Origin of the sequence: Bartonella sp. ML70XJBT.G (assembly GCF_028618575.1) — a bacterium.
Classification (GTDB): domain Bacteria; phylum Pseudomonadota; class Alphaproteobacteria; order Rhizobiales; family Rhizobiaceae; genus Bartonella.
This window is the reverse complement of record NZ_JAQITA010000017.1, coordinates 14391-34624: the sequence shown is the minus strand read 5'-3', so window position 1 is coordinate 34624 and position 20234 is coordinate 14391. Positions and strand designations below refer to the sequence as shown.

At 39.3% G+C, this 20234-nt stretch carries 13 protein-coding genes and 1 pseudogene; 9 read left to right on the top strand and 5 right to left on the bottom strand.

The features are described 5' to 3' along the window. The first annotated feature begins 47 nt into the window (after positions 1 to 47). The 6 genes from PVV64_RS08130 to alaS all read left to right on the top strand — a co-directional run bounded on the left by PVV64_RS08130 (position 48) and on the right by alaS (position 9033). Entirely contained in the window at positions 48 to 1061 is a 1014-nt protein-coding gene (locus tag PVV64_RS08130; protein ID WP_273760553.1) for a DNA-directed RNA polymerase subunit alpha, read from the top strand. Positions 1062 to 1079: 18 nt separating this feature from the next. After that, positions 1080 to 1508: a 50S ribosomal protein L17 gene (rplQ, locus tag PVV64_RS08125; RefSeq protein ID WP_273760552.1), complete on the top strand. Its 429-nt coding sequence runs from the start codon at positions 1080 to 1082 to the stop codon at positions 1506 to 1508. 274 nt (positions 1509 to 1782) lie between these two features. Next, a complete protein-coding gene (locus PVV64_RS08120) occupies positions 1783 to 3177 on the top strand; it encodes a DegQ family serine endoprotease (RefSeq protein ID WP_273760551.1) in 1395 nt (464 codons plus the stop codon). A gap of 8 nt (positions 3178 to 3185) precedes the next feature. Continuing rightward, positions 3186 to 4505 (top strand): replication-associated recombination protein A, encoded by a 1320-nt coding sequence (locus tag PVV64_RS08115; protein WP_273760550.1) that lies wholly within the window; start codon positions 3186 to 3188, stop codon positions 4503 to 4505. 614 nt (positions 4506 to 5119) lie between these two features. Next, a complete protein-coding gene (gene recA, locus PVV64_RS08110) occupies positions 5120 to 6163 on the top strand; it encodes a recombinase RecA (RefSeq protein WP_273760549.1) in 1044 nt (347 codons plus the stop codon). 206 nt (positions 6164 to 6369) lie between these two features. Then, the gene (gene alaS, locus PVV64_RS08105; RefSeq protein WP_273760548.1) at positions 6370 to 9033 is read left to right on the top strand and encodes an alanine--tRNA ligase; all 2664 of its coding nucleotides are present in this window, start codon (positions 6370 to 6372) and stop codon (positions 9031 to 9033) included. A gap of 90 nt (positions 9034 to 9123) precedes the next feature. Here alaS and PVV64_RS08100 read toward each other — a convergent pair whose 3' ends face one another. Beyond that, positions 9124 to 10911 carry a glucan ABC transporter ATP-binding protein/ permease gene (locus tag PVV64_RS08100; RefSeq protein WP_273760547.1) on the bottom strand — a complete coding sequence of 596 codons (1788 nt, stop codon included), beginning with the start codon at positions 10909 to 10911 and terminating at the stop codon, positions 9124 to 9126. Positions 10912 to 11141: 230 nt separating this feature from the next. Here PVV64_RS08100 and PVV64_RS08095 point away from each other — a divergent pair, with 230 nt between their 5' ends. Together PVV64_RS08095 and PVV64_RS08090 are read left to right on the top strand one after the other, a co-directional pair. Beyond that, positions 11142 to 12125, top strand: coding sequence for an RluA family pseudouridine synthase (locus PVV64_RS08095; protein ID WP_273760546.1), 984 nt, complete (start codon positions 11142 to 11144; stop codon positions 12123 to 12125). 689 nt (positions 12126 to 12814) lie between these two features. After that, entirely contained in the window at positions 12815 to 13597 is a 783-nt protein-coding gene (locus tag PVV64_RS08090) for an ATP12 family chaperone protein (protein ID WP_273760545.1), read from the top strand. 38 nt (positions 13598 to 13635) lie between these two features. Here PVV64_RS08090 and PVV64_RS08085 read toward each other — a convergent pair whose 3' ends face one another. The 4 genes and pseudogenes from PVV64_RS08085 to uvrA all read right to left on the bottom strand — a co-directional run bounded on the left by PVV64_RS08085 (position 13636) and on the right by uvrA (position 19230). Then, complete coding sequence (locus tag PVV64_RS08085; protein WP_273760544.1) at positions 13636 to 14181, bottom strand: hypothetical protein; 546 nt, start codon at positions 14179 to 14181, stop codon at positions 13636 to 13638. Positions 14182 to 14336: 155 nt separating this feature from the next. Continuing rightward, complete coding sequence (gene glnA / locus PVV64_RS08080) at positions 14337 to 15746, bottom strand: type I glutamate--ammonia ligase (protein ID WP_273760543.1); 1410 nt, start codon at positions 15744 to 15746, stop codon at positions 14337 to 14339. A gap of 52 nt (positions 15747 to 15798) precedes the next feature. Further along, a pseudogene (locus PVV64_RS08075) lies at positions 15799 to 16025 on the bottom strand (P-II family nitrogen regulator); the annotation flags it as partial. 292 nt (positions 16026 to 16317) lie between these two features. Continuing rightward, positions 16318 to 19230, bottom strand: coding sequence for an excinuclease ABC subunit UvrA (uvrA, locus tag PVV64_RS08070; RefSeq protein ID WP_273760541.1), 2913 nt, complete (start codon positions 19228 to 19230; stop codon positions 16318 to 16320). 331 nt (positions 19231 to 19561) lie between these two features. On the opposite strand from uvrA, the gene ssb reads away from it, so the two are divergent. Further along, positions 19562 to 20074, top strand: coding sequence for a single-stranded DNA-binding protein (ssb, locus tag PVV64_RS08065; protein WP_273760540.1), 513 nt, complete (start codon positions 19562 to 19564; stop codon positions 20072 to 20074). Positions 20075 to 20234 lie beyond the last annotated feature (160 nt).

The window sequence follows — 20234 nt, the reverse complement described above, 5'->3', positions numbered from 1 at the left end:
ACCGTTACGATTGAATGGTAGCGGAAGTAGAGAACGGGAATAAAAATATGATCCAGAAAAACTGGCAGGAACTGATTAAACCCAATAAGGTTGAGTTTTATGCGCATGATACTCCAAATGTTTGGAGTTTGGTGGCTGAACCTCTTGAGCGTGGTTTTGGCTTAACGTTGGGGAATGCGCTTCGTCGCGTATTATTATCATCGCTTCGTGGTGCCGCAATTACTGCTGTACAGATTGATGGTGTGTTACACGAATTTTCATCAATTCCAGGTGTTCGTGAAGATGTTACAGATATTATTCTTAACATTAAAGAAATTGCCCTTCGTATGGAAGAGGAGGGGCCTAAACGGGTCGTCATTTGTAAAGAAGGTCCTGGTATCGTGAAAGCTGGTGATATCAGCACCGTTGGGGATATGGAAATTCTTAATCCAGAGCATGTTATTTGCACTCTTGATGAGGATGCTGAGATTCGTATGGAGTTTATCGTCAATACAGGGAAGGGCTATGTTCCCTCTGATCGCAATTGTGCTGATGATGGGCGAATTGGTCTTATTCCAGTTGACAGTCTTTATTCACCAATTCGTAAAGTCTCTTATAAGGTAGAGAATACACGTGAGGGTCAAGTTCTGGATTATGATAAATTAACACTCACAATTGAAACAAATGGTGCTGTTAATGGGGAGGATGCTGTTGCTTTTGCCGCGCGTATTCTTCAGGATCAATTATCATTGTTTGTTAATTTTGAAGAGCCACAAAAGGAAACTGTTGAAGAATCTGATTCAGAGCTTGCTTTTAATCCTGCTCTTCTCAAGAAAGTGGATGAGTTAGAACTTTCAGTTCGTTCGGCAAATTGTCTTAAGAATGATAATATTGTCTATATTGGTGATCTTATCCAGAAGACAGAAGCGGAAATGCTTCGGACACCGAACTTTGGACGCAAGTCGTTAAATGAAATTAAAGAAGTTTTGGCATGTATGGGGTTGCATCTTGGTATGGAAGTTTCTGCATGGCCACCTGAAAACATTGATGATCTTGCAAAACGCTATGAAGATCAATATTAGAATTTAAGGAGAAGGTTCATGCGCCATAGTAAGTCAGGTCGTAAGTTGAATCGGACGGCTAGTCACCGTAAAGCGATGTTTGCTAATATGGCGGTTTCGCTCATCGAGCATGAGCAAATTGTGACAACGCTTCCAAAGGCTAAAGAAATTCGTCCTATCGTTGAGAAATTAGTGACGCTTGGTAAACGTGGAGGTTTGCACGCACGTCGACAAGCAATTTCAGCACTTCGTGATGCGGGGAAAGTTGCTAAGTTATTTGATACGCTTGCACCCCGTTATGCAGCACGCAATGGTGGGTATTTGCGCATTATGAAAGCGGGCTTTCGTACCGGTGATAATGCTCCCATGGCTGTTATAGAGTTTGTTGATCGTGATATTGATGCGAAGGGGGCTGTAGATCGTATGCGTACAGAGGATACTGCAAATCAGAAAGAGACTTCTTCATAAAGATAGAGTATTTTCTTTTATTGGATTGTCAGAAGACCGCCTTTTCTAGGCGGTTTTTTTTATGAGCATTTGCGAGTTAATTTCGTTTAATAGATCAATATGAGAGAGCGTTACAACATATTGAATTGGTTGTTTTTTATAATATTTATGACTCAAATAGTTGTTTTTCTTTTTCATTATAAATATTAATAAAGAAATCTCGAGTTTATGGAGGATGAGAAAGTGTCTTATCCTATTAATATTTAAAGAGTGAATTATTTTTTAGGAGTGAATAATGAGGTATTCTCTTTTCGCGTGGCTTTTTTTTGTTATTATAACACAATTATCATTTCATTGTGCTTATGCTCAAATTCCACAAACACAAAAAGAAATTACACTTTCGTTTGCTCCTTTAGTAAAAAAAACGATTCCATCTGTCGTCAATATTTATGCAGCTCGACAAATCAGAGCACGTTCACCTTTTGCCGGTGATCCATTTTTTGAGCAATTTTTTAGTCGTTTTCAAAATAATCTGCCTGTACGTAAGCAATCTTCGTTAGGATCTGGAGTGATTGTTGATGCACGCGGTTTGATCGTTACGAATTACCATGTCATTAAGGATGCAAGTGAAATTAAAGTTGCTCTTTCTGATGGACGGGAATTTGAAAGTAAGGTTATGTTAAAAGATGAAGCAACGGATATTGCTGTGCTTGAAATTGATGCAAAGAATGCACAATTTCCTGTTCTTTCTTTGGGAGATTCTGATGCAGTTGAAGTTGGCGATCTTGTTTTAGCAATTGGTAATCCTTTTGGTGTTGGTCAGACGGTTACAAGTGGTATTGTTTCAGCACAAGCGCGTACGCGTGTTGGTATTTCTGATTTTGATTTTTTTATTCAAACGGATGCTGCCATTAATCCAGGGAATTCTGGTGGAGCGCTGATTGATATGAAAGGGCAGTTAATTGGGATTAATACGGCTATTTATTCGCGTTCTGGTGGTTCTGTGGGGATTGGTTTTGCTATTCCAGTAAATCTTGTAAAAGTGATGCTTGATACTGTTAAACGTGGCGGGAAGTATTTTGTGCCACCTTATATTGGTGCATCTTTTCAAAATGTTACAGCTGATATTGCTGGTGGTTTAGGTTTGGAGCGTCCTTATGGTGCTCTTGTTATCGAAGTTTTCAAAGATAGTCCTGCTGCAAAAGCTGGTTTAAAAGTCGGTGATGTTATTTTGAATGTGCAAGGGATGCGCGTTGAAAGTCCAGATGCTCTTGGATATCGTTTAATGACATCTGGTATTGGGCATAGTCTTGTTTTAGAATATTTGCGAAGTGGAAAAATCTTGAAGACACAAATAATTGTTTCATCAATACCGGAAACTGCATTTTCAAAATCTGAAAAGATTACGGGTGATGGTCCTTTGTCTGGTGCTGAAGTCTTAGATTTAACACCGCAAAATAGTCGACATTTTCGTCTTCCTCTCTCTGCAAAAGGTGTTGTGATTACCAATCTTGATGAGGCGAGTAATGCTGCTGGAATTTTTCGTCAAGGAGATATCATACGTGCTGTTAATGGTCATAAAATTCAAACGGTTAGTCAGTTGAAAAAAATTCTGATGCAAAGTCGCGCTAATATGTGGCAATTGGAATATGAACGTGATGGTATGTATATTCGTCAATTTATTCGCTGAGGTTTTTTTTGAATAAAGATTTTTTTACTCCATCTTCTCATCTTCAAGTTCATAAAAATCGGCCGCTTGCAGAAAGAATGCGTCCGCGTTCTCTTAAGGATGTCGTAGGACAAAATCATTTACTTGGAGAGAAGGGAGTACTGTCACGTATGGTGGCAGCCGGTTCCATGAGTTCGATGATTTTTTTTGGGCCTCCAGGGACAGGGAAGACAACGGTTGCACGTTTGTTAGCACTTGAAACAAATTTCGCTTTTGAGCAGGTTTCTGCTATTTTTACTGGAGTTTCGGAGCTTAAGAAAATTTTTGAAGTTGCACAGACGCGTTTTATGTCCGGATGTCAAACACTTCTTTTTGTTGATGAGATTCATCGGTTTAATCGTGCACAGCAGGATAGTTTTCTTCCTGTTATGGAAGATGGTACTGTCATTCTTATAGGGGCAACCACACAGAATCCTTCCTTTGAACTGAATGCTGCTCTTCTTTCCCGTGCTCGTGTTTTGACATTTCTTGCACATGATCATGAAACTTTGGGCATGCTTTTAAAACGTGCTGAAGAGGTGGAAGGAAAGCTTCTTCCTGTGAGCGATGATGCGAGGGATATTTTGATAAGAATGTCTGATGGTGATGCACGAGCAGCTCTCACATTGGCGGAGGAAGTTTGGTCTGTTGGACGAGAGGGGGAGATATTTGATGCTGTTGCTTTGCAAGAAATGATTCAGCGTCGTGCACCGATTTATGATAAAGGGCAAGAAGGACACTATAATCTCATTTCAGCATTGCACAAATCCGTTCGTGGATCTGATCCTGATGCTGCACTTTATTATTTAGCACGTATGTTTGATGCCGGTGAAGATCCTCTCTATATTGGGCGCAGATTGGTTCGTATGGCTGTAGAAGATGTTGGTTTGGCGGATCCACAAGCTCTTGTCATTTGTAATGCAGCAAAAGATGCTTATGATTATCTAGGTTCACCAGAGGGAGAGCTCGCTTTAGCGCAAGCATGTCTTTATGTTGCAACTGCACCAAAATCAAATGCAACATATCTTGCTTATAAAGCAGCGATGCAGTGTGCACGCAAAAATGGTTCTTTGCCTCCCCCTAAATATATCCTTAATGCGCCTACAAAATTTATGAAGGAAGAAGGATATGGGCGTGGTTATCGTTATGATCATGATGAACCAGATGCTTTTTCAGGACAGGAGTATTTTCCTGAAAAACTTGGGCGCCAGAGCTATTATCACCCCGTTGAGCGTGGTTTTGAGCGTGAGATTGCTAAGCGTCTTGAATGGTGGAAGAAATTGCGTCAAAAACGAGCAGATCAAAAATGAAATTTTATTTGAGATAGGGGCTTTACGACGAGTGGGTTTATTTATATTCGTGATGTAATGCTCATTCTATTAACAGTTGAGATTATGCTTTAAACAGTTATTATTTTTTCAAACGAGAGTAAAAACTTTCTTTTTTGGATAAAAATTCATATACGCTTAGAACTTAAGTTTAAGAAATATTTTATCTCGCTTTCATTCATGAGTTGTTTTGTATTGAGAATTTCAGTGATATGGATATACAGCTGTTTTGATCGATCATGCATTTTCTAGTTGTTAGAGTGGAAAATTGGTGAAGAGGCATGGTCTTTTGAAGTGTTTGTATAAGAAGCATGAGAGTGGCTGTGTATACGCACTGTCTTTAAATTTTTTCTTTTCTCTTAGAGAAGATATAAATCTACTGGGTTTTGCTCCTTTATGGGAGGTATTTTATTGGAGAGTATTTTGTGTCATAAGATAAGGGATAGCAAATTTTTTCATGTTGGTCATGGGATGTTGTCGATACAATGTGGGGAGTGGAATGAAATAGTCTGTGAACATCTAAACTCAAGACTTTAGTTAAGTTAAAATAACAGTGTACACTTTTTGGGTTATTATGAATCGTCAAGGATATAATCGTGGATAAAACAAAAGCTCTCGATGCTGCTCTCGCTCAAATTGAACGTTCTTTCGGTAAAGGCTCCATTATGCGTCTTGGGCAAAAGGAGCAGGTTGTTGAAATTGAAACAATCCCAACGGGTTCTTTGTCCTTGGATATTGCTTTAGGAGTTGGTGGATTACCGAAAGGGCGTATTGTTGAGATTTATGGACCAGAAAGTTCTGGAAAAACAACATTGGCTCTTCATGCTATTGCTGAGGCACAAAAAATTGGTGGAATTTGTGCTTTTATTGATGCGGAGCACGCTCTTGATCCTATTTATGCACGCAAGCTTGGCGTTGATTTAGAAAACTTGTTTATTTCTCAGCCTGATACGGGTGAACAGGCGTTGGAAATTACAGAAACATTGGTACGTTCTGGCGCTGTTGATGTGCTTGTCGTTGATTCTGTGGCAGCTTTAACACCACGTGCAGAAATTGATGGTGAAATGGGTGATGCTTTACCTGGATTGCAAGCTCGCTTAATGAGTAAAGCTTTGCGGAAACTTACAGCGTCAATTTTCCGCTCTAACTGTATGGTGATCTTTATTAATCAAATTCGCATGAAAATTGGTGTGATGTTTGGCTCTCCTGAAACAACAACAGGTGGGAATGCCTTAAAGTTTTATGCTTCTGTTCGTTTGGATATTCGCCGTATTGGTTCCATTAAAGATAGAGATGTGATTGTTGGCAATCAAACCCGTGTTAAAGTGGTCAAAAATAAATTGGCACCTCCATTCAAACAAGTTGAGTTTGATATTATTTATGGTGAAGGTATTTCTAAATTAGGTGAGTTGATTGATTTAGGAGTTAAAGTTGGTATTGTAGAGAAATCTGGTTCGTGGTTCTCTTATAATTCTCAGCGTTTAGGACAGGGACGAGAAAATGCGAAGCAGTTTTTGCGTGAGAACGTGGAAATCGCTGCAGAAATTGAGACAGCTTTGCGTCAAAATGCTGGTTTGATTGCCATTGAATTGCTAGAAAATGCAGGGTCAGATACGACAGAAAGCGATGAAGTCATTTGATGGGGCGTTTTTTTACTGTCATTGCTTCATTTTAAATTTTTCTATTTTTATTTGTTCAAGTTTTTAACTATAAGATCGCTTATTTCTCATTTTTTAAGCAAATATTTCACTCTTTGATTAAATTGACTCCAAGCTTGGCAAAGAGGATATTTAATAAGGGTGCTTTTTGCTTTTAGTATTTTGTGCTGTATTTTGCAGGTGTTGATATGAATAGCGTTAAGAACATACGATCAACTTTCTTAGATTATTTTCGTCTTCAAGGGCATGAGGTTCTTTCTTCTAGCCCACTTGTTCCACGGAATGATCCCACACTTATGTTTACAAATGCAGGAATGGTACAGTTTAAGAATGTTTTTACTGGACTTGAACAGCGTTCTTATAAAAAAGCAGCAACGGCGCAAAAATGTGTTCGTGCGGGTGGAAAGCATAATGATCTTGATAATGTTGGCTATACAGCACGCCATCATACATTTTTTGAGATGCTGGGCAATTTTTCTTTTGGTGATTATTTCAAAGAAGAGGCCATTTTTTTATCATGGAATCTTTTAACAAGAGAATTTTGTCTTCCCAAAGATAAATTGTTGGTGACCGTTTATCAGAGTGATGATGTTGCGGCACAGTTATGGCGTAAAATCTCCGGTCTTCCAGACAAAAAAATTATCCGTATTGCAACGGCAGATAATTTTTGGTCGATGGGCGAAACTGGTCCCTGTGGTCCTTGTTCAGAGATTTTTTATGATCATGGTGATGAAATTTGGGGAGGTCCTCCTGGAAGTGCAAGTGAAGAGGGGGATCGCTTTATTGAGATTTGGAATCTTGTCTTTATGCAATATGAACAGCTTGACAAGGAACAGCGTATTGAATTGCCTCATCCTTCTATTGATACAGGTATGGGATTAGAACGTATCGCTGCTGTTTTACAGGGGGTGCATGATAATTATGATATTGACCTTTTTCGTGCATTGATTGCTGCATCAGTGGAAATTACAGGAGTTGAGGAAACGGGTGACTTTATGGTGAGCCACCGTGTTATTGCGGATCATCTGCGTTCATGCGCATTTTTGATTGCCGATGGTGTTCTTCCTTCCAATGAGGGAAGGGGATATGTTTTACGGCGTATTATGCGTCGTGCTATGCGGCATGCGCATCTTCTTGGTGCTAAAGAGCCCTTAATGTGGCGTCTTTTGCCTGCTTTAATTCGTGAAATGGGACAAGCTTATCCTGAGTTGGTGCGTGCTGAATCTTTGATTTCGGAAACTTTGAAATTAGAAGAAATGCGCTTTCGTAAGACTCTTGAACGAGGACTTGGATTGTTAAATGAAGCAAGTACCCATCTTAAAGAAGGAGATGATTTAAATGGTGAAGTTGCTTTCAAACTTTATGATACCTATGGTTTTCCACTAGATTTGACGCAAGATGTTCTTCGGCGTCGTGGAATATCTGTTGATGTTGAAGCCTTTGATAAAGCGATGGAACGCCAGAAAGAGGAAGCGCGTGCCAATTGGTCTGGTTCTGGTGAAGCTCAAACAGAGGCAATTTGGTTTTCTGTTCGTGATCAGGTAGGAGCGACAGAATTTTTGGGTTATGAAACAGAAAAAGCCAAAGGTATTGTTACGGCTCTTGTGCGTGATGGTAAGATTGTTGATGATATTTCTGCAGGACAGAAGGCTATTCTTGTTGTGAATCAGACACCTTTTTATGGTGAAGCTGGTGGGCAGATCGGTGATAGTGGTATCATTGCTGGTGAGAACTTTGTTTTTGAAGTGCATGATACCCAGAAAAAGGCTGATGGGGTTGTTATCCATATTGGAGAGGTTCAAACTGGTCAGGCGGTGCGGTCTGATTGTGTAGATTTAACCGTTGATGGTGTTCGGCGTAAAAAAATCCGTGCGAATCATTCTGCTACTCATTTATTGCACGAAGCTTTACGTCAAGTATTGGGATCTCATGTGACCCAGAAGGGCTCTCTTGTTTCGCCGGAGCGGTTGCGTTTTGATTTTTCTCATCCAAAATCTGTTTCTGCAGAAGAATTAAAAAAAATAGAAGATTTAGCAAATGACATTGTTTTGCAAAATAGCGAGGTCACAACCCGCCTCATGCTGGTGGATGATGCAATTTCTGAAGGGGCAATGGCACTGTTTGGTGAGAAATATGGTGATGAAGTGCGTGTTGTTGCTATGGGAAACCAGTGTGAGCAGGGAAAATTAAAAAACAATTGGTCCATTGAACTTTGTGGAGGGACACATGTGGAGAGAACAGGGGATATTGGTTTAATTCATATTGTTTCTGAAAGTTCTGTAGCATCCGGAGTGCGTCGTATTGAAGCTTTGACAGGTACCGCAGCGCGTCTTTATCTGAGCCGCCAAGATGCGCGTCTCCATGAAATGGCTGATCTTTTAAAAACTTCTGCTATTGGAGTGGAAGAGCGGATACAAATCTTGCTTGAAGATCGTCGTAAACTTGAAAAAGAATTGAATAATGTGCGCAAAAAAATGCTGCTGAGTGGTGCGACAAGACAAGGTGGTCAAGAAGATGTTGCTGTCATCAATGGTATTCCTTTTATGGGACGTGTTGTGAACAAGATTTCACCACGAGATCTTAAGGCGCTCGTTGATTCTGGTAAAAAACAGATTGGATCAGGGGTTGTTGCTTTTATTGCTGTTTCAGAGGATGGCAAGGGGAGTGCTGTTGTTGGCGTTACGGATAATTTGACGGATAAGTTAAATGCTGTTGATTTGGTGCGTATTCTTTCAGCTGTCCTTGGTGGACAAGGTGGTGGGGGGCGTCCTGATATGGCACAAGCTGGCGGTCCTGAGGGAAGCAAGGCTGAGGAGGCACTTGCGGCATTAAAAGCTGCTCTGGAAGGATAACTCTTCTCCTTTGTGTTGCTTCGTTTTGCGATCTGTTAGAAGTACCTTGTGTTTTAGATACGCTTCTTTCTTAAAGCTGGAGATGTTGTTTTATGATGCCATGGCTTCGTGCAAAGGAAATATGGTTTCATCCTTTTCTTCTATTTTGGGTTGATTGATTGACAAGCCACTGGCTTTTAAGAGTTCATAAAAACGACCTCTTTTATTGATCAATTCTTGAAAGCTTCCTTTTTCAATTAAATGCCCTTGTTCTAGAAAAAGCACAACATCCGCATTGCGTATTGTTGAGAGACGATGAGCTATAATAAAAGTGGTGCGGTTGTAGCTTATACAGTCAAGAGCATCCTTGACGCGCGCTTCCGTTTCAACATCAAGAGCACTGGTTGCTTCATCGAGTATGAGAATGGGCGCATCTTTTAAAACAGCGCGTGCGATTGCTAATCGTTGTTTTTCTCCACCTGACAATTGAGAACCTTGCTCGCCGATTATTGTGTTGTAACAATCCGCTTTTTTGAGAATAAAATCATGCGCAGCGGCTATTTTTGCTGCTTCATAAAGCTCTTTATATGTTGCAGTTTCTTTTCCTATCGCAATGTTGTCGTGAATAGTACGGTTGAAAAGACCAGCATCTTGAAATACTGTTGCTAGAGATTTTCGTAAGGATTCACGATTCACAGAGCGTATATTGATTCCATCAATGGAGATATGCCCAAAGGTAGGTTCATATATGCGCTGTAAGAGATTCATTAATGTTGTCTTACCAGCACCTGTTGGTCCTACAATCGCAACGGTTTGTCCTTTTTTAATTTCAAAAGAGATATTAAAAACACCTTGAGAAGAATTGGGAAACTTATAGGTTACCTGATGAAATTGTATCGCCCCCTTAACATTTTTCAGAGAGGGGAGATTTTCAGGTTCTTTGCTCTGAAGGGTTGAGTCTTCCATTGCAAAAAATTCCTGTAGTTTTGCTTGTGAGGAGACGGTTAAATTAATAAAACCGCTCATTTGATCAAGACGACCAATCATTAATTGTGCGAATCCGACAAAAGCAACGACTTCACCGACACGTAATTGATCTGTTATGACAAAAAAAGCTCCAAGCAAAAGGACACAAACGATTGAAATGGTTGAAGCCATTCGATTTAAGCCACTGGCAAGAGCCCACCAATTGAGAACAGGATTTTGTGCTTTAAGAAGCTCTCGCGTATGCTGATGCAATATGGAAGTTTCTTCCTTTATTCGGTTATAGCTTTGTACGATGGAAACGTTAGTGATTGAATCCGTGACATGTTGAAAAAGGTTATGATGATAACGCTCGACAGCGGCTTGCCCATCTTTTGTTTTTTGCATTACTAAACGTGCAATCAAGACATAAATGATAGCAAGCACAACCAAGACTGTTGAGAGACGCCAATTCATGTTAAATGCTATGGGAAGGAGAATGAATAATGCGACAAGAGTTGAGAGATGTTGACGCATAAAATCAAGCCATATGGTTGACATGGAGTCTACAGCACGCAAAAGTGTATGAAGAGCGTTAGAGGTTCCACGCTGTTGATGCCAGATGAGAGGCATAGCGATAATACGTTCGAAAGATTCTGTTAAAACAGCTAAGCGGCGTCTATGTGCTAAGCGGTCCGCACTGCGTGCAACAAGTACATAAGCGATAATATGAAAAAGACCAAAGCATACCCAAATTGTAAGGGTAACAATAATATCTGTTTTTTCTGTAATAGCGTCAATGACGCGTCCAAATAAAATAGGTTCCGCAATGGTGATAAGAGCCAACATAACATTAGCACTACAGATTAAAAAAGATGAATTTTTTTCTCTGTTTAAATAAGTGAGGACACGCACATAGGTTTTGAATAATGACATAGGTGATGATCTCCACTCGCTACCGCAAGCATAAAGCTTATCGATTCTTATAAGCACTCGATCTTGAGCTAATAAAATTTGCCCGTGAAGAAAAGGCAATTTTAGATACTTACTGTAATATGGTGTGATAAAGTGGCTCTATGGGATAGAGATTTTTGCGTTTATACAAGCCGAGGCGTAAAACGGGTTAATCAAATTATTGGGAAAAATTACTTGGTAAGGGAACTTTCATGGCAGGCGTAGAAATAAAAAAAGTTGAAGCAGAAGAAAATGGAATGCGCTTAGATCGTTGGTTTAAGGTACATTATCCAGGACTTGGATTTGGGCATTTACAAAAATTGCTGCGTTCTGGCCAGATACGCATTGATGGTGGGCGTGTGAAAACCGATACGCGCCTTCTCATGGGGCAATCTGTTCGTGTGCCGCCTTTGTCTGTTGATAACAAGGAAAGCTTTTCTGTAACGGATAAAACAATTCGGGGACGGGATGATGGAGCTGTTTTGAAAAAAATGTTGCTTTATGAAGATCCAAAGATTTTTGTTTTTAATAAACCCGCTGGTCTAGCCGTACAGGGTGGTTCTGGTTTGACACGTCATGTGGATAGTATGCTTGAGGCATGGCGTAATAAAAAAGGTGAAAAACCGCGGTTGGTTCATCGTCTTGATCGTGAGACATCAGGGGTGCTTGTCGTTGCGCGATCAAGGGGGGCGGCACAGGCTTTAACGGCAGCTTTTCGAACACGCGAAACGAAAAAGACTTATTGGGCATTGGTTCGCGGTGTGCCTAAAAAAAAGCAAGATAAGATTTCAACTTGGATGGTTAAAGATAGTATTTCCCAAGGGGATAAAATGCGCGTTTGTGAACATGGGGAGCCAGACTCTTATCATGCGGTTTCCTATTATCGTGTTTTAGATACGCGAGGGCGTACTCTTTCATGGCTTGAAATGGAACCTTATACGGGGAGAACACACCAGTTGCGTGTTCATGCTGCTTATATGGATCATCCTATTATCGGTGATGCAAAATATTTTTTTTCCGATAGTAATTGGGAGTTACCAGGGGGAATACAAAATCGCCTTCATCTCCATGCACGCCGAATTCGCATTCCTCATCCTTCAGGGGGGATATTGGATATTATCGCCCCCTTACCACCTCATATGATCCAAAGCTTTAATCTTTTGGCTTTTAATGAGAATGATGGTGATAGAGAATAAAAAAAGAGAAGTTTTTGTTGTTTGTTTTTTCAGCTGTGCAGTTTTTAGCAGATTTGATGAGACCTCTCTTACTTATTCTGAAGAGAGGTCAAGTCATTGTTATAAAATAGTTTATTTTTCGTACTGAATTTGTAGGTATTGTTTACAGATTTTTGTCTACATTTTTCTTTATCCTATTGTGTCCTAAAATATTGTTTTTTAGGGCGGGAATATAAGGCAGGGAGAATTTTACGCGAGAGGGGGATGAGTTGGATATGTGAAACGAGATGGATGCGGGAAGCTGTTAAGCAAGATGGATGAAAAGTAAAACGCACTGCTCTCTATTTGGGGAAATGTGCGTTTTTCTGCTTTAAAATTTTGTGAGAAACATTTTAAAAGCTGCAGTGTAGATGTCCTCTTGTAGATAAATAATTTGCAAGGTGATGAATGCACTTTCTTCAGCAAATTCAGAACGTTTAGGTTTTTAAATCAAGATAAATTCTTTTTGAAAATTATTCTAACGGTTGCTGCTAATATATGAATAAAACCATTGTCTTGTTTGTAAAAGAGATATGAAATATAGTTTTAATCAGATTGGGGCTGGTAAGATTTTTTCCTTCTTTAAAGACAGGAGGGAGATAGCCTCAAACCTTCATAAAGGGAATCTTAAAAAACAGTTGATTTTTTGAAAATATCAGAGGTGAAACAATATGCGCGAAATTTTGAATCATTTTGATAGATCATTAAATGAAAATCATGCTGTTCAGGAGATTCAAAATCTTTCTCGCCAACCACTACCACAACGATTTTATAAGGAAGTCAAGGTTGTTTGTGAGGAGGGGGGATTTTCTCTGTTGTTGGATGGACGTCCAGTTAAAACACCGGCAAAGCGCCATTTCCTTGTACCAACGGAAGTGTTTGCTGCATTTGTGGCGAAGGAATTTGAAAAGCAAAAGCAAGTTATTGATCCAGCAAAAATGCCAATGACGCGTCTTGTGAATACTGTGATTGATGGCATTGCTGATGATATGCAGGTTGTTTTTGAAGATTTATTGCGTTTTGTTGCATGCGATATGGTCTTTTATCGTGCACAAACACCAAAAGAGCTCGTACAACGGCAATGTGAACAGTGGGATCCTTTATTAGATTGGGCAGAAGAAAAACTTGGTGCTCGTTTTCATATAACAGAAGGGCTTATCCATGTTGAACAATCAGGCGAAGCTGTTCAAGCAGTAAGCAATTATCTGCGTAAAGTTGAGTCTCTTTATATGCTTGCTGCACTGCATATGATGACAACTTTAACAGGGTCAGCACTTATTGCTCTTGCTGTTGCGGCGAGGAAAATGGATGCAGATCATGCTTGGAATATCGCCCATTTAGATGAAGATTGGATGATAGAACAATGGGGGGCGGATAAAGAAGCAATGGCGCGCCGCGCTCATAAAAAAATTGAATTTTATGCTGCTGCTACAGTCATCACTACTTGTTTGTAAGAAAAAATTTTTAGTTATCCCCCCCCTTTGTTTTTTCATCAGAGTATTTTTGTGATTTTCTGAGGATTGACTTTTATTTTTTCAAGACCAGGAAATGCTTCACTGGTGATGTTTAAGATTGCTTCATCATTCCCACGGATAAAATACCACTTGTCATTATCAAGAATGGCAATAAGCTCGGTTTGAATAGAGCATTTTTTTCCAGTATTTGTTATGGTGACAAATTCTACCGGTATAACAAAATAAGGAATACCATTATCAAGTTTGCCTTCACGTTTTTGTTTTTGGTCAATGTGGATACTCTCGATTTTATAATTTTCGGCCAACTGTTCTATTTGGCTTTTCATGATTAGTTGAAATTGTGATTTACTGAATTTTTTCTTAGTCGTTAAGCTGTCGATAATCTGGGGGGGAATAGCATTTAAGATAGCATTTGCATCGGCATTTTGAATTGCTTTGCTGTAAGCAAATGCTGCTTGTTCAAGGTCTATAAGTTTTTGATCTGTAATTGTAAAAGATTGAGTTGTCGATATCATAAAGGCAATGCATAAAAGAATGAGAAATAAAGAACGAATTCGTAGCATTAGAAACCTTATTAATTGATGTGAATGGATTCCAAGAAATTATAAAGGAAAAGCATATTTGCCAAAAGCCACTTGTGCTTTGTGATGAGAAGAATATCCACAAAAATGGAGACTTTATTCTCCATTTTAAAATAAAAGGAATAATTCATTATGCTTTAAACAGAATAGTACATATCAAATTCAACAGGATGGGGCGTCGTTTCGTAACGTAAAACTTCTTGCATTTTTATTTGAATGAAAGAATTAATTTGGTCATCATCGAAAACGTCCCCAGCTTTAAGAAAGCTGCGATCTTTATCAAGTGCTTCAAGTGCTTCGCGCAGACTTGCTGAGACTGTAGGGATTTCTTTAAGTTCTTTTAAGGGAAGATCATAAAGATCTTTATCCATCGCCTGCCCAGGATGAATTTTATTTTTGATGCCATCAAGACCAGCCATTAAAAGTGCAGAAAAGGCTAAATAAGGATTTGCTGCCGGATCTGGGAAACGTATTTCTACGCGTTTTGAATTTGGTGAACGACTCATTGGAATACGGCAAGATGCAGAACGATTGCGTGCGGAATACGCAAGAAGGACAGGCGCTTCATAACCAGGCACTAAACGCTTATAAGAGTTTGTCGAGGGATTGGTGAAGGCGTTGATTGCTTTTGCGTGTTTAATGATCCCACCGATAAAGAATAAGCAAGTTTCTGATAGTCCAGCATACTCACTGCCGGCAAAGATTGGTTTGCCATCTTTCCAAATAGACATGTGAACATGCATGCCTGAGCCGTTGTCACCAAATACTGGTTTTGGCATAAAAGTTGCTGTTTTCCCATAGCTATTGGCTATTTGGTGCACAACATATTTAAAAATTTGCATCTTATCAGCTTCGCGAACGAGTGTATCAAAGCGAATACCCAGTTCATGCTGTCCTGCTGCTACTTCATGATGATGTTTCTCTACACGGACTCCCATATCTTTGAGTGCTGTGAGCATTTCAGAGCGCATATCTTGGCAGGAATCAATTGGGGGAACGGGAAGATAACCGCCCTTCATTCGTGGGCGATGACCAAGATTGCCCGTTTCATATTCTGTATCATCATTGGATGGTAGTTCACTTGAATCAAGTTGAAAGTTTGTGTGGTAAGGGGTCGTTTTATAGCGTACATCATCAAAGATAAAAAATTCTGCTTCTGGACCTATGTTGATTGTATCACCTATACCTAAAGATTTCATATAAGCTTCAGCTCTTTTAGCGATAGAACGAGGATCTCTACGATAAAATTCTTCCGATACAGGCTCAAGTACGTCACAGAATATGGCTAAAGTTGATTGCGCAAAAAAAGGATCAATATGTGCTGTTTCTGGGTCTGGTATCAAAATCATGTCCGATTCATGAATTGTTTTCCACCCAGCGATTGAAGAACCATCAAACATAACGCCATCGCTAAATGCATCTTCATTGATTTCTGAAATATCCATTGTGACATGATGTAATTTTCCTTGCGGATCAGTAAAACGTAAATCGACAAAACGGATCTCGTTGTCTGCAATCTGTTTGATAATATCTGAAGCGGTTGTCATATTGAATTTCCTTATATGAGATTGAGATGGATAAAAGTTTTGTCATTATTTGTCAAAGGGCATCTCTTCCAGAATCGCTAGTGCCTATAGGGACAGTATCATCAATGGAAAAAACAATATTTTTCCATCTCCTCTATGTTTTGTTTGGGCTGCTTTACGTATTGTATTAACGGCTTGTTTTAGCTTTTCATTGGCAATAACAATTCCAATCTTTATTTTAGGTAGAAAATGAACAACAGATTCAGCATCGTGATCGAGCTCTGTATGGTCTTTTTTTTTCATGCTGAAATTATCTCCAACGTTATTTGGTCTTTTTAGACTGCATCACATTACATTGACAACTATAAGATGTCCAACAGATAGCTTGTACACAATTTACACATAGAAAGTCGAAAATTATATTGCTTAAGAGGTTTTTAGGAGAGCGTTTTACTTATAGCATAAAGTAAAATATTCTTATTTTTTCTAAAAAAATATATTTCCAAGGTTTATCAAGGAGAAAATAACATAATAAGAAAATGTGTACTTTTTCTTCATTGTACCATATCCCCATTTTATAATAGAAACCTCTTTAAGAGTTGGGATTATATGGCCGGCGCAGCAAAATTTCTTTCAGAAATTTTCCCGTATAGGAGGCAGGAACATGAATAATATCTTCAGGACGTCCAACGGCAACGATTTCACCTCCACGATCTCCACCTTCTGGTCCTAGATCTATAATCCAGTCAGCTGTTTTTATAACTTCAAGATTATGTTCAATGACGAGAACTGTATTGCCTTGCTCGACGAGTTCATGGAGTACTTCGAGGAGTTTAGAAATATCATGGAAATGGAGACCTGTGGTTGGTTCATCCAAAATGTAGAGGGTACGTCCTGTTGTTTTGCGTGAGAGTTCTTTAGCAAGTTTTACACGTTGGGCTTCACCACCTGAAAGCGTTGTGGCTTGTTGCCCTACTTTTATATAACCGAGACCTACTTTAATAAGTGTTTTCAGTTTATTATGAATGCTAGGCACAGCCTGAAAAAATTCCTCAGCTTTTTCGATAGTCATATCCAAAATATCAGCGATAGATTGCTCTTTAAATTTTACTTCTAGTGTTTCTCGATTATAGCGTTTTCCTTTGCAAACATCGCAAGTAACATAAACATCAGGTAAAAAATGCATTTCAATTTTGATAACACCATCACCTTGACATGCTTCACAGCGTCCTCCTTTAACATTGAATGAAAAACGCCCAGCTTGATAACCGCGCGCTTTTGATTCTGGAAGTTCGGCAAACCACTCACGAATCGGGGTAAATGCACCTGTATAGGTTGCAGGATTAGAGCGTGGTGTGCGCCCAATAGGTGATTGGTTGATATCAATAACCTTATCGAGAAATTCTAATCCCTCAATTTTGTCATAGATTGCGGGGCTTTGATGAGAGCCCATGATCTGATGTGATGCTGCTTTGAAAAGTGTTTCAATGAGAAATGTTGATTTTCCGCCACCTGAAACACCTGTTATGCATGTAAAGGTACCAAGAGGGATATTTGTGCTGATATTTTTAAGATTATTTCCACGCGCTCCAATGATTTTAAGTGTTTTTGATTTTGATATTTTACGTCGTTTGGCAGGGACACTCACAGCCATTTTTCCTGAAAGATATTGCCCTGTTAGAGAGGATGGATTTTCTATAATTTCTTGCGGTGTGCCTTGTGCGATGATTTCTCCACCATGAACACCAGCGGCAGGGCCCATATCAACCACATGGTCTGCTGTGCGAATGGCATCTTCATCATGTTCAACAACGATAACTGTATTGCCAAGATCACGCAGATGGTGCAGCATTGTCAGAAGGCGTTCATTATCGCGTTGGTGTAAACCAATGGATGGTTCATCTAAAATATAAAGAACACCTGTCAGACCAGAGCCAATCTGGGATGCTAACCGAATCCGTTGACTTTCTCCTCCTGAAAGGGAACCAGAACTTCGAGAGAGGGTGAGATATTCAAGTCCTACATGGTTTAAAAAAGCAAGGCGTTCACGAATTTCTTTTAAAATACGGATTGCAATATTTCGTTGTTTTTCAGTAAGGTATTGATGAATGTTGGAAAACCAATCATCCGCTTTTAGGATAGAAAGTTCTGATATTTGCCCAATATGCATGCCGTGGATTTTGACAGCGAGCGCTTCTGGTTTTAAGCGGTAACCATGACAAGCTGAGCAGGGGGAAGAAGACATATAACGCTCGATTTCTTCACGTGAAAACGCTGAATCGGTTTCTTTCCAGCGCCGCTCCATATTGGGGATGATTCCTTCAAAATATTGAATCATTTTATGCGTGCTTGAATTATTGCTATAAAGAAAGGAGATTTCTTTGCCTTTTGTACCATAAAGGATAGCTTGTTGTGCTTCATCTGAGAGGACACACCATTTATCGGTAAGTTTAAATCCATAAACTTTTCCTAACGCTTCTAAGGTTTGGTTGTAGTATGGTGAAGTTGATTTCGACCAAGGGGCAATTGCTCCGTTCTTTAAAGTAAGATTTTTGTTTGGGACAATTTTTTGGGGATCCATTGCCTTTTTAATGCCAAGTCCGTCACAAAGAGGGCAAGCGCCAAAAGGATTATTGAATGAAAAAAGACGTGGCTCAATTTCAGGAATAGAAAATCCAGAGATTGGACAAGAAAACTTTTCTGAAAAGATAAGCCGTTTGTGCGTTTCATTTTTTGACTTATGTGCCGATGCCTTTGTGGTTTCTTTTTGTGCTAAAGGTTGGTCTGCCATTTCAGCAATGGCAATGCCATTTGCTAGCTTTAAACAGGTTTCGATACTATCTGCTAAACGAGAGGCAATGTCATTGTTTACAACAATACGATCTACCACCACATCTATGTCATGTTTATATTTTTTATCAAGAGAAGGAATATCAGGAATTTCATAGAATTTTCCGTCAACTTTAGCGCGTTGAAAGCCTTTTTTTAAAAGCTCTGCGAGTTCTTTTTTGTATTCTCCTTTTCGTCCTCGCACTAAAGGAGCCATAATAAAAATTCGTGTCCCTTCTGGTAAGTTCATAATTTGATCAACCATTTGGCTGACTGTCTGGCTTTCAATAGGAAGTCCTGTTGCGGGTGAATGAGGAATACCAATGCGTGCAAAGAGAAGTCGCATATAGTCATAGATTTCAGTGACAGTTCCAACCGTTGAACGAGGGTTACGGCTGGTAGTCTTTTGTTCAATAGAGATAGCGGGAGAAAGACCATCTATGCGGTCAACATCGGGTTTTTGCATCACTTCGAGAAATTGGCGAGCATAAGCTGAAAGGCTTTCAACATAACGGCGTTGACCTTCGGCGTAAATTGTATCAAAAGCTAAGGATGATTTGCCTGATCCAGAAAGTCCTGTGATAACGATGAGTTTATCACGAGGGAGATCGAGATCAATATTTTTAAGATTATGTTCACGTGCGCCGCGAATGGAGATGTATTTTTGGTGAACCATATTCTGTCCTTGGCATGTATAACAAAAATCGAGCATCCCAAATAGGATAAAACTGTTTTTTAGAATTACAATGTGTTCAATTGCTCAAAGGGGATAAAGAGTGTAAGTTCTGTGGAAAGAAAAACCTAGAAAACAGCTTTTTATTCTCTGGTGATGGAATAAACTATGCGTTGTTATCATCTTTTGTTATAATTACACGATACGATATTTTAGAAAGGTTAACAAAATCCACATTGAAGGTCAATTGCAGATGTGCAGATGACAAGGTCAAGAGGGTAATGACCGCTATATAAAAAGATTATTTGCAAATTAAAATTTTGGAGTTTATGCGATGGCTGGTAGCCTTAATAAAGTTATTTTGATTGGTAATCTTGGTGCAGATCCTGAAATCCGCCGTTTGACTTCTGGTGATCAAGTAGCAAATTTACGGATTGCTACTTCAGAGAGTTGGCGTGATCGTAATACAAATGAACGAAAAGAGCGAACCGAGTGGCATAGTATCGTTATTTTTAACGAAAATCTTATCAAAGTTGTAGAACAATATTTAAAAAAAGGCAGCAAAATTTACATTGAAGGTCAGTTGCAAACGCGAAAGTGGCAAGATCAAAATGGGAATGACCGTTATACAACAGAGATCGTTTTGCAAAAATACCGTGGTGAATTGCAAATGCTTGATGGACGTGGGGGGGCTGGTGGGGAGCAAATGCAAGGGGCAAATCAGATGAGTTATGGCAGTGGTGGTTTTGCTGATAGTCGTCCAAATCAGAAAAATGCTTTTGGTCATCACGAAAACCAACCAGAAGAAAGTTTTTCACATAAATTAGATGATGACGTGCCTTTTTAATTATTTTTAGAGTACGGTATTATTACTGCTTTTTGTTGTTTGTTTTAAGATTGTTAATGTCTGGGGAGATTTAAGTCTTGGATATTTTATCTATGGTTTTAAATACAAATAAATAACATGTTGAAAATTATTGTTAAATTTCCTTTCTCGTGAGGGAGAG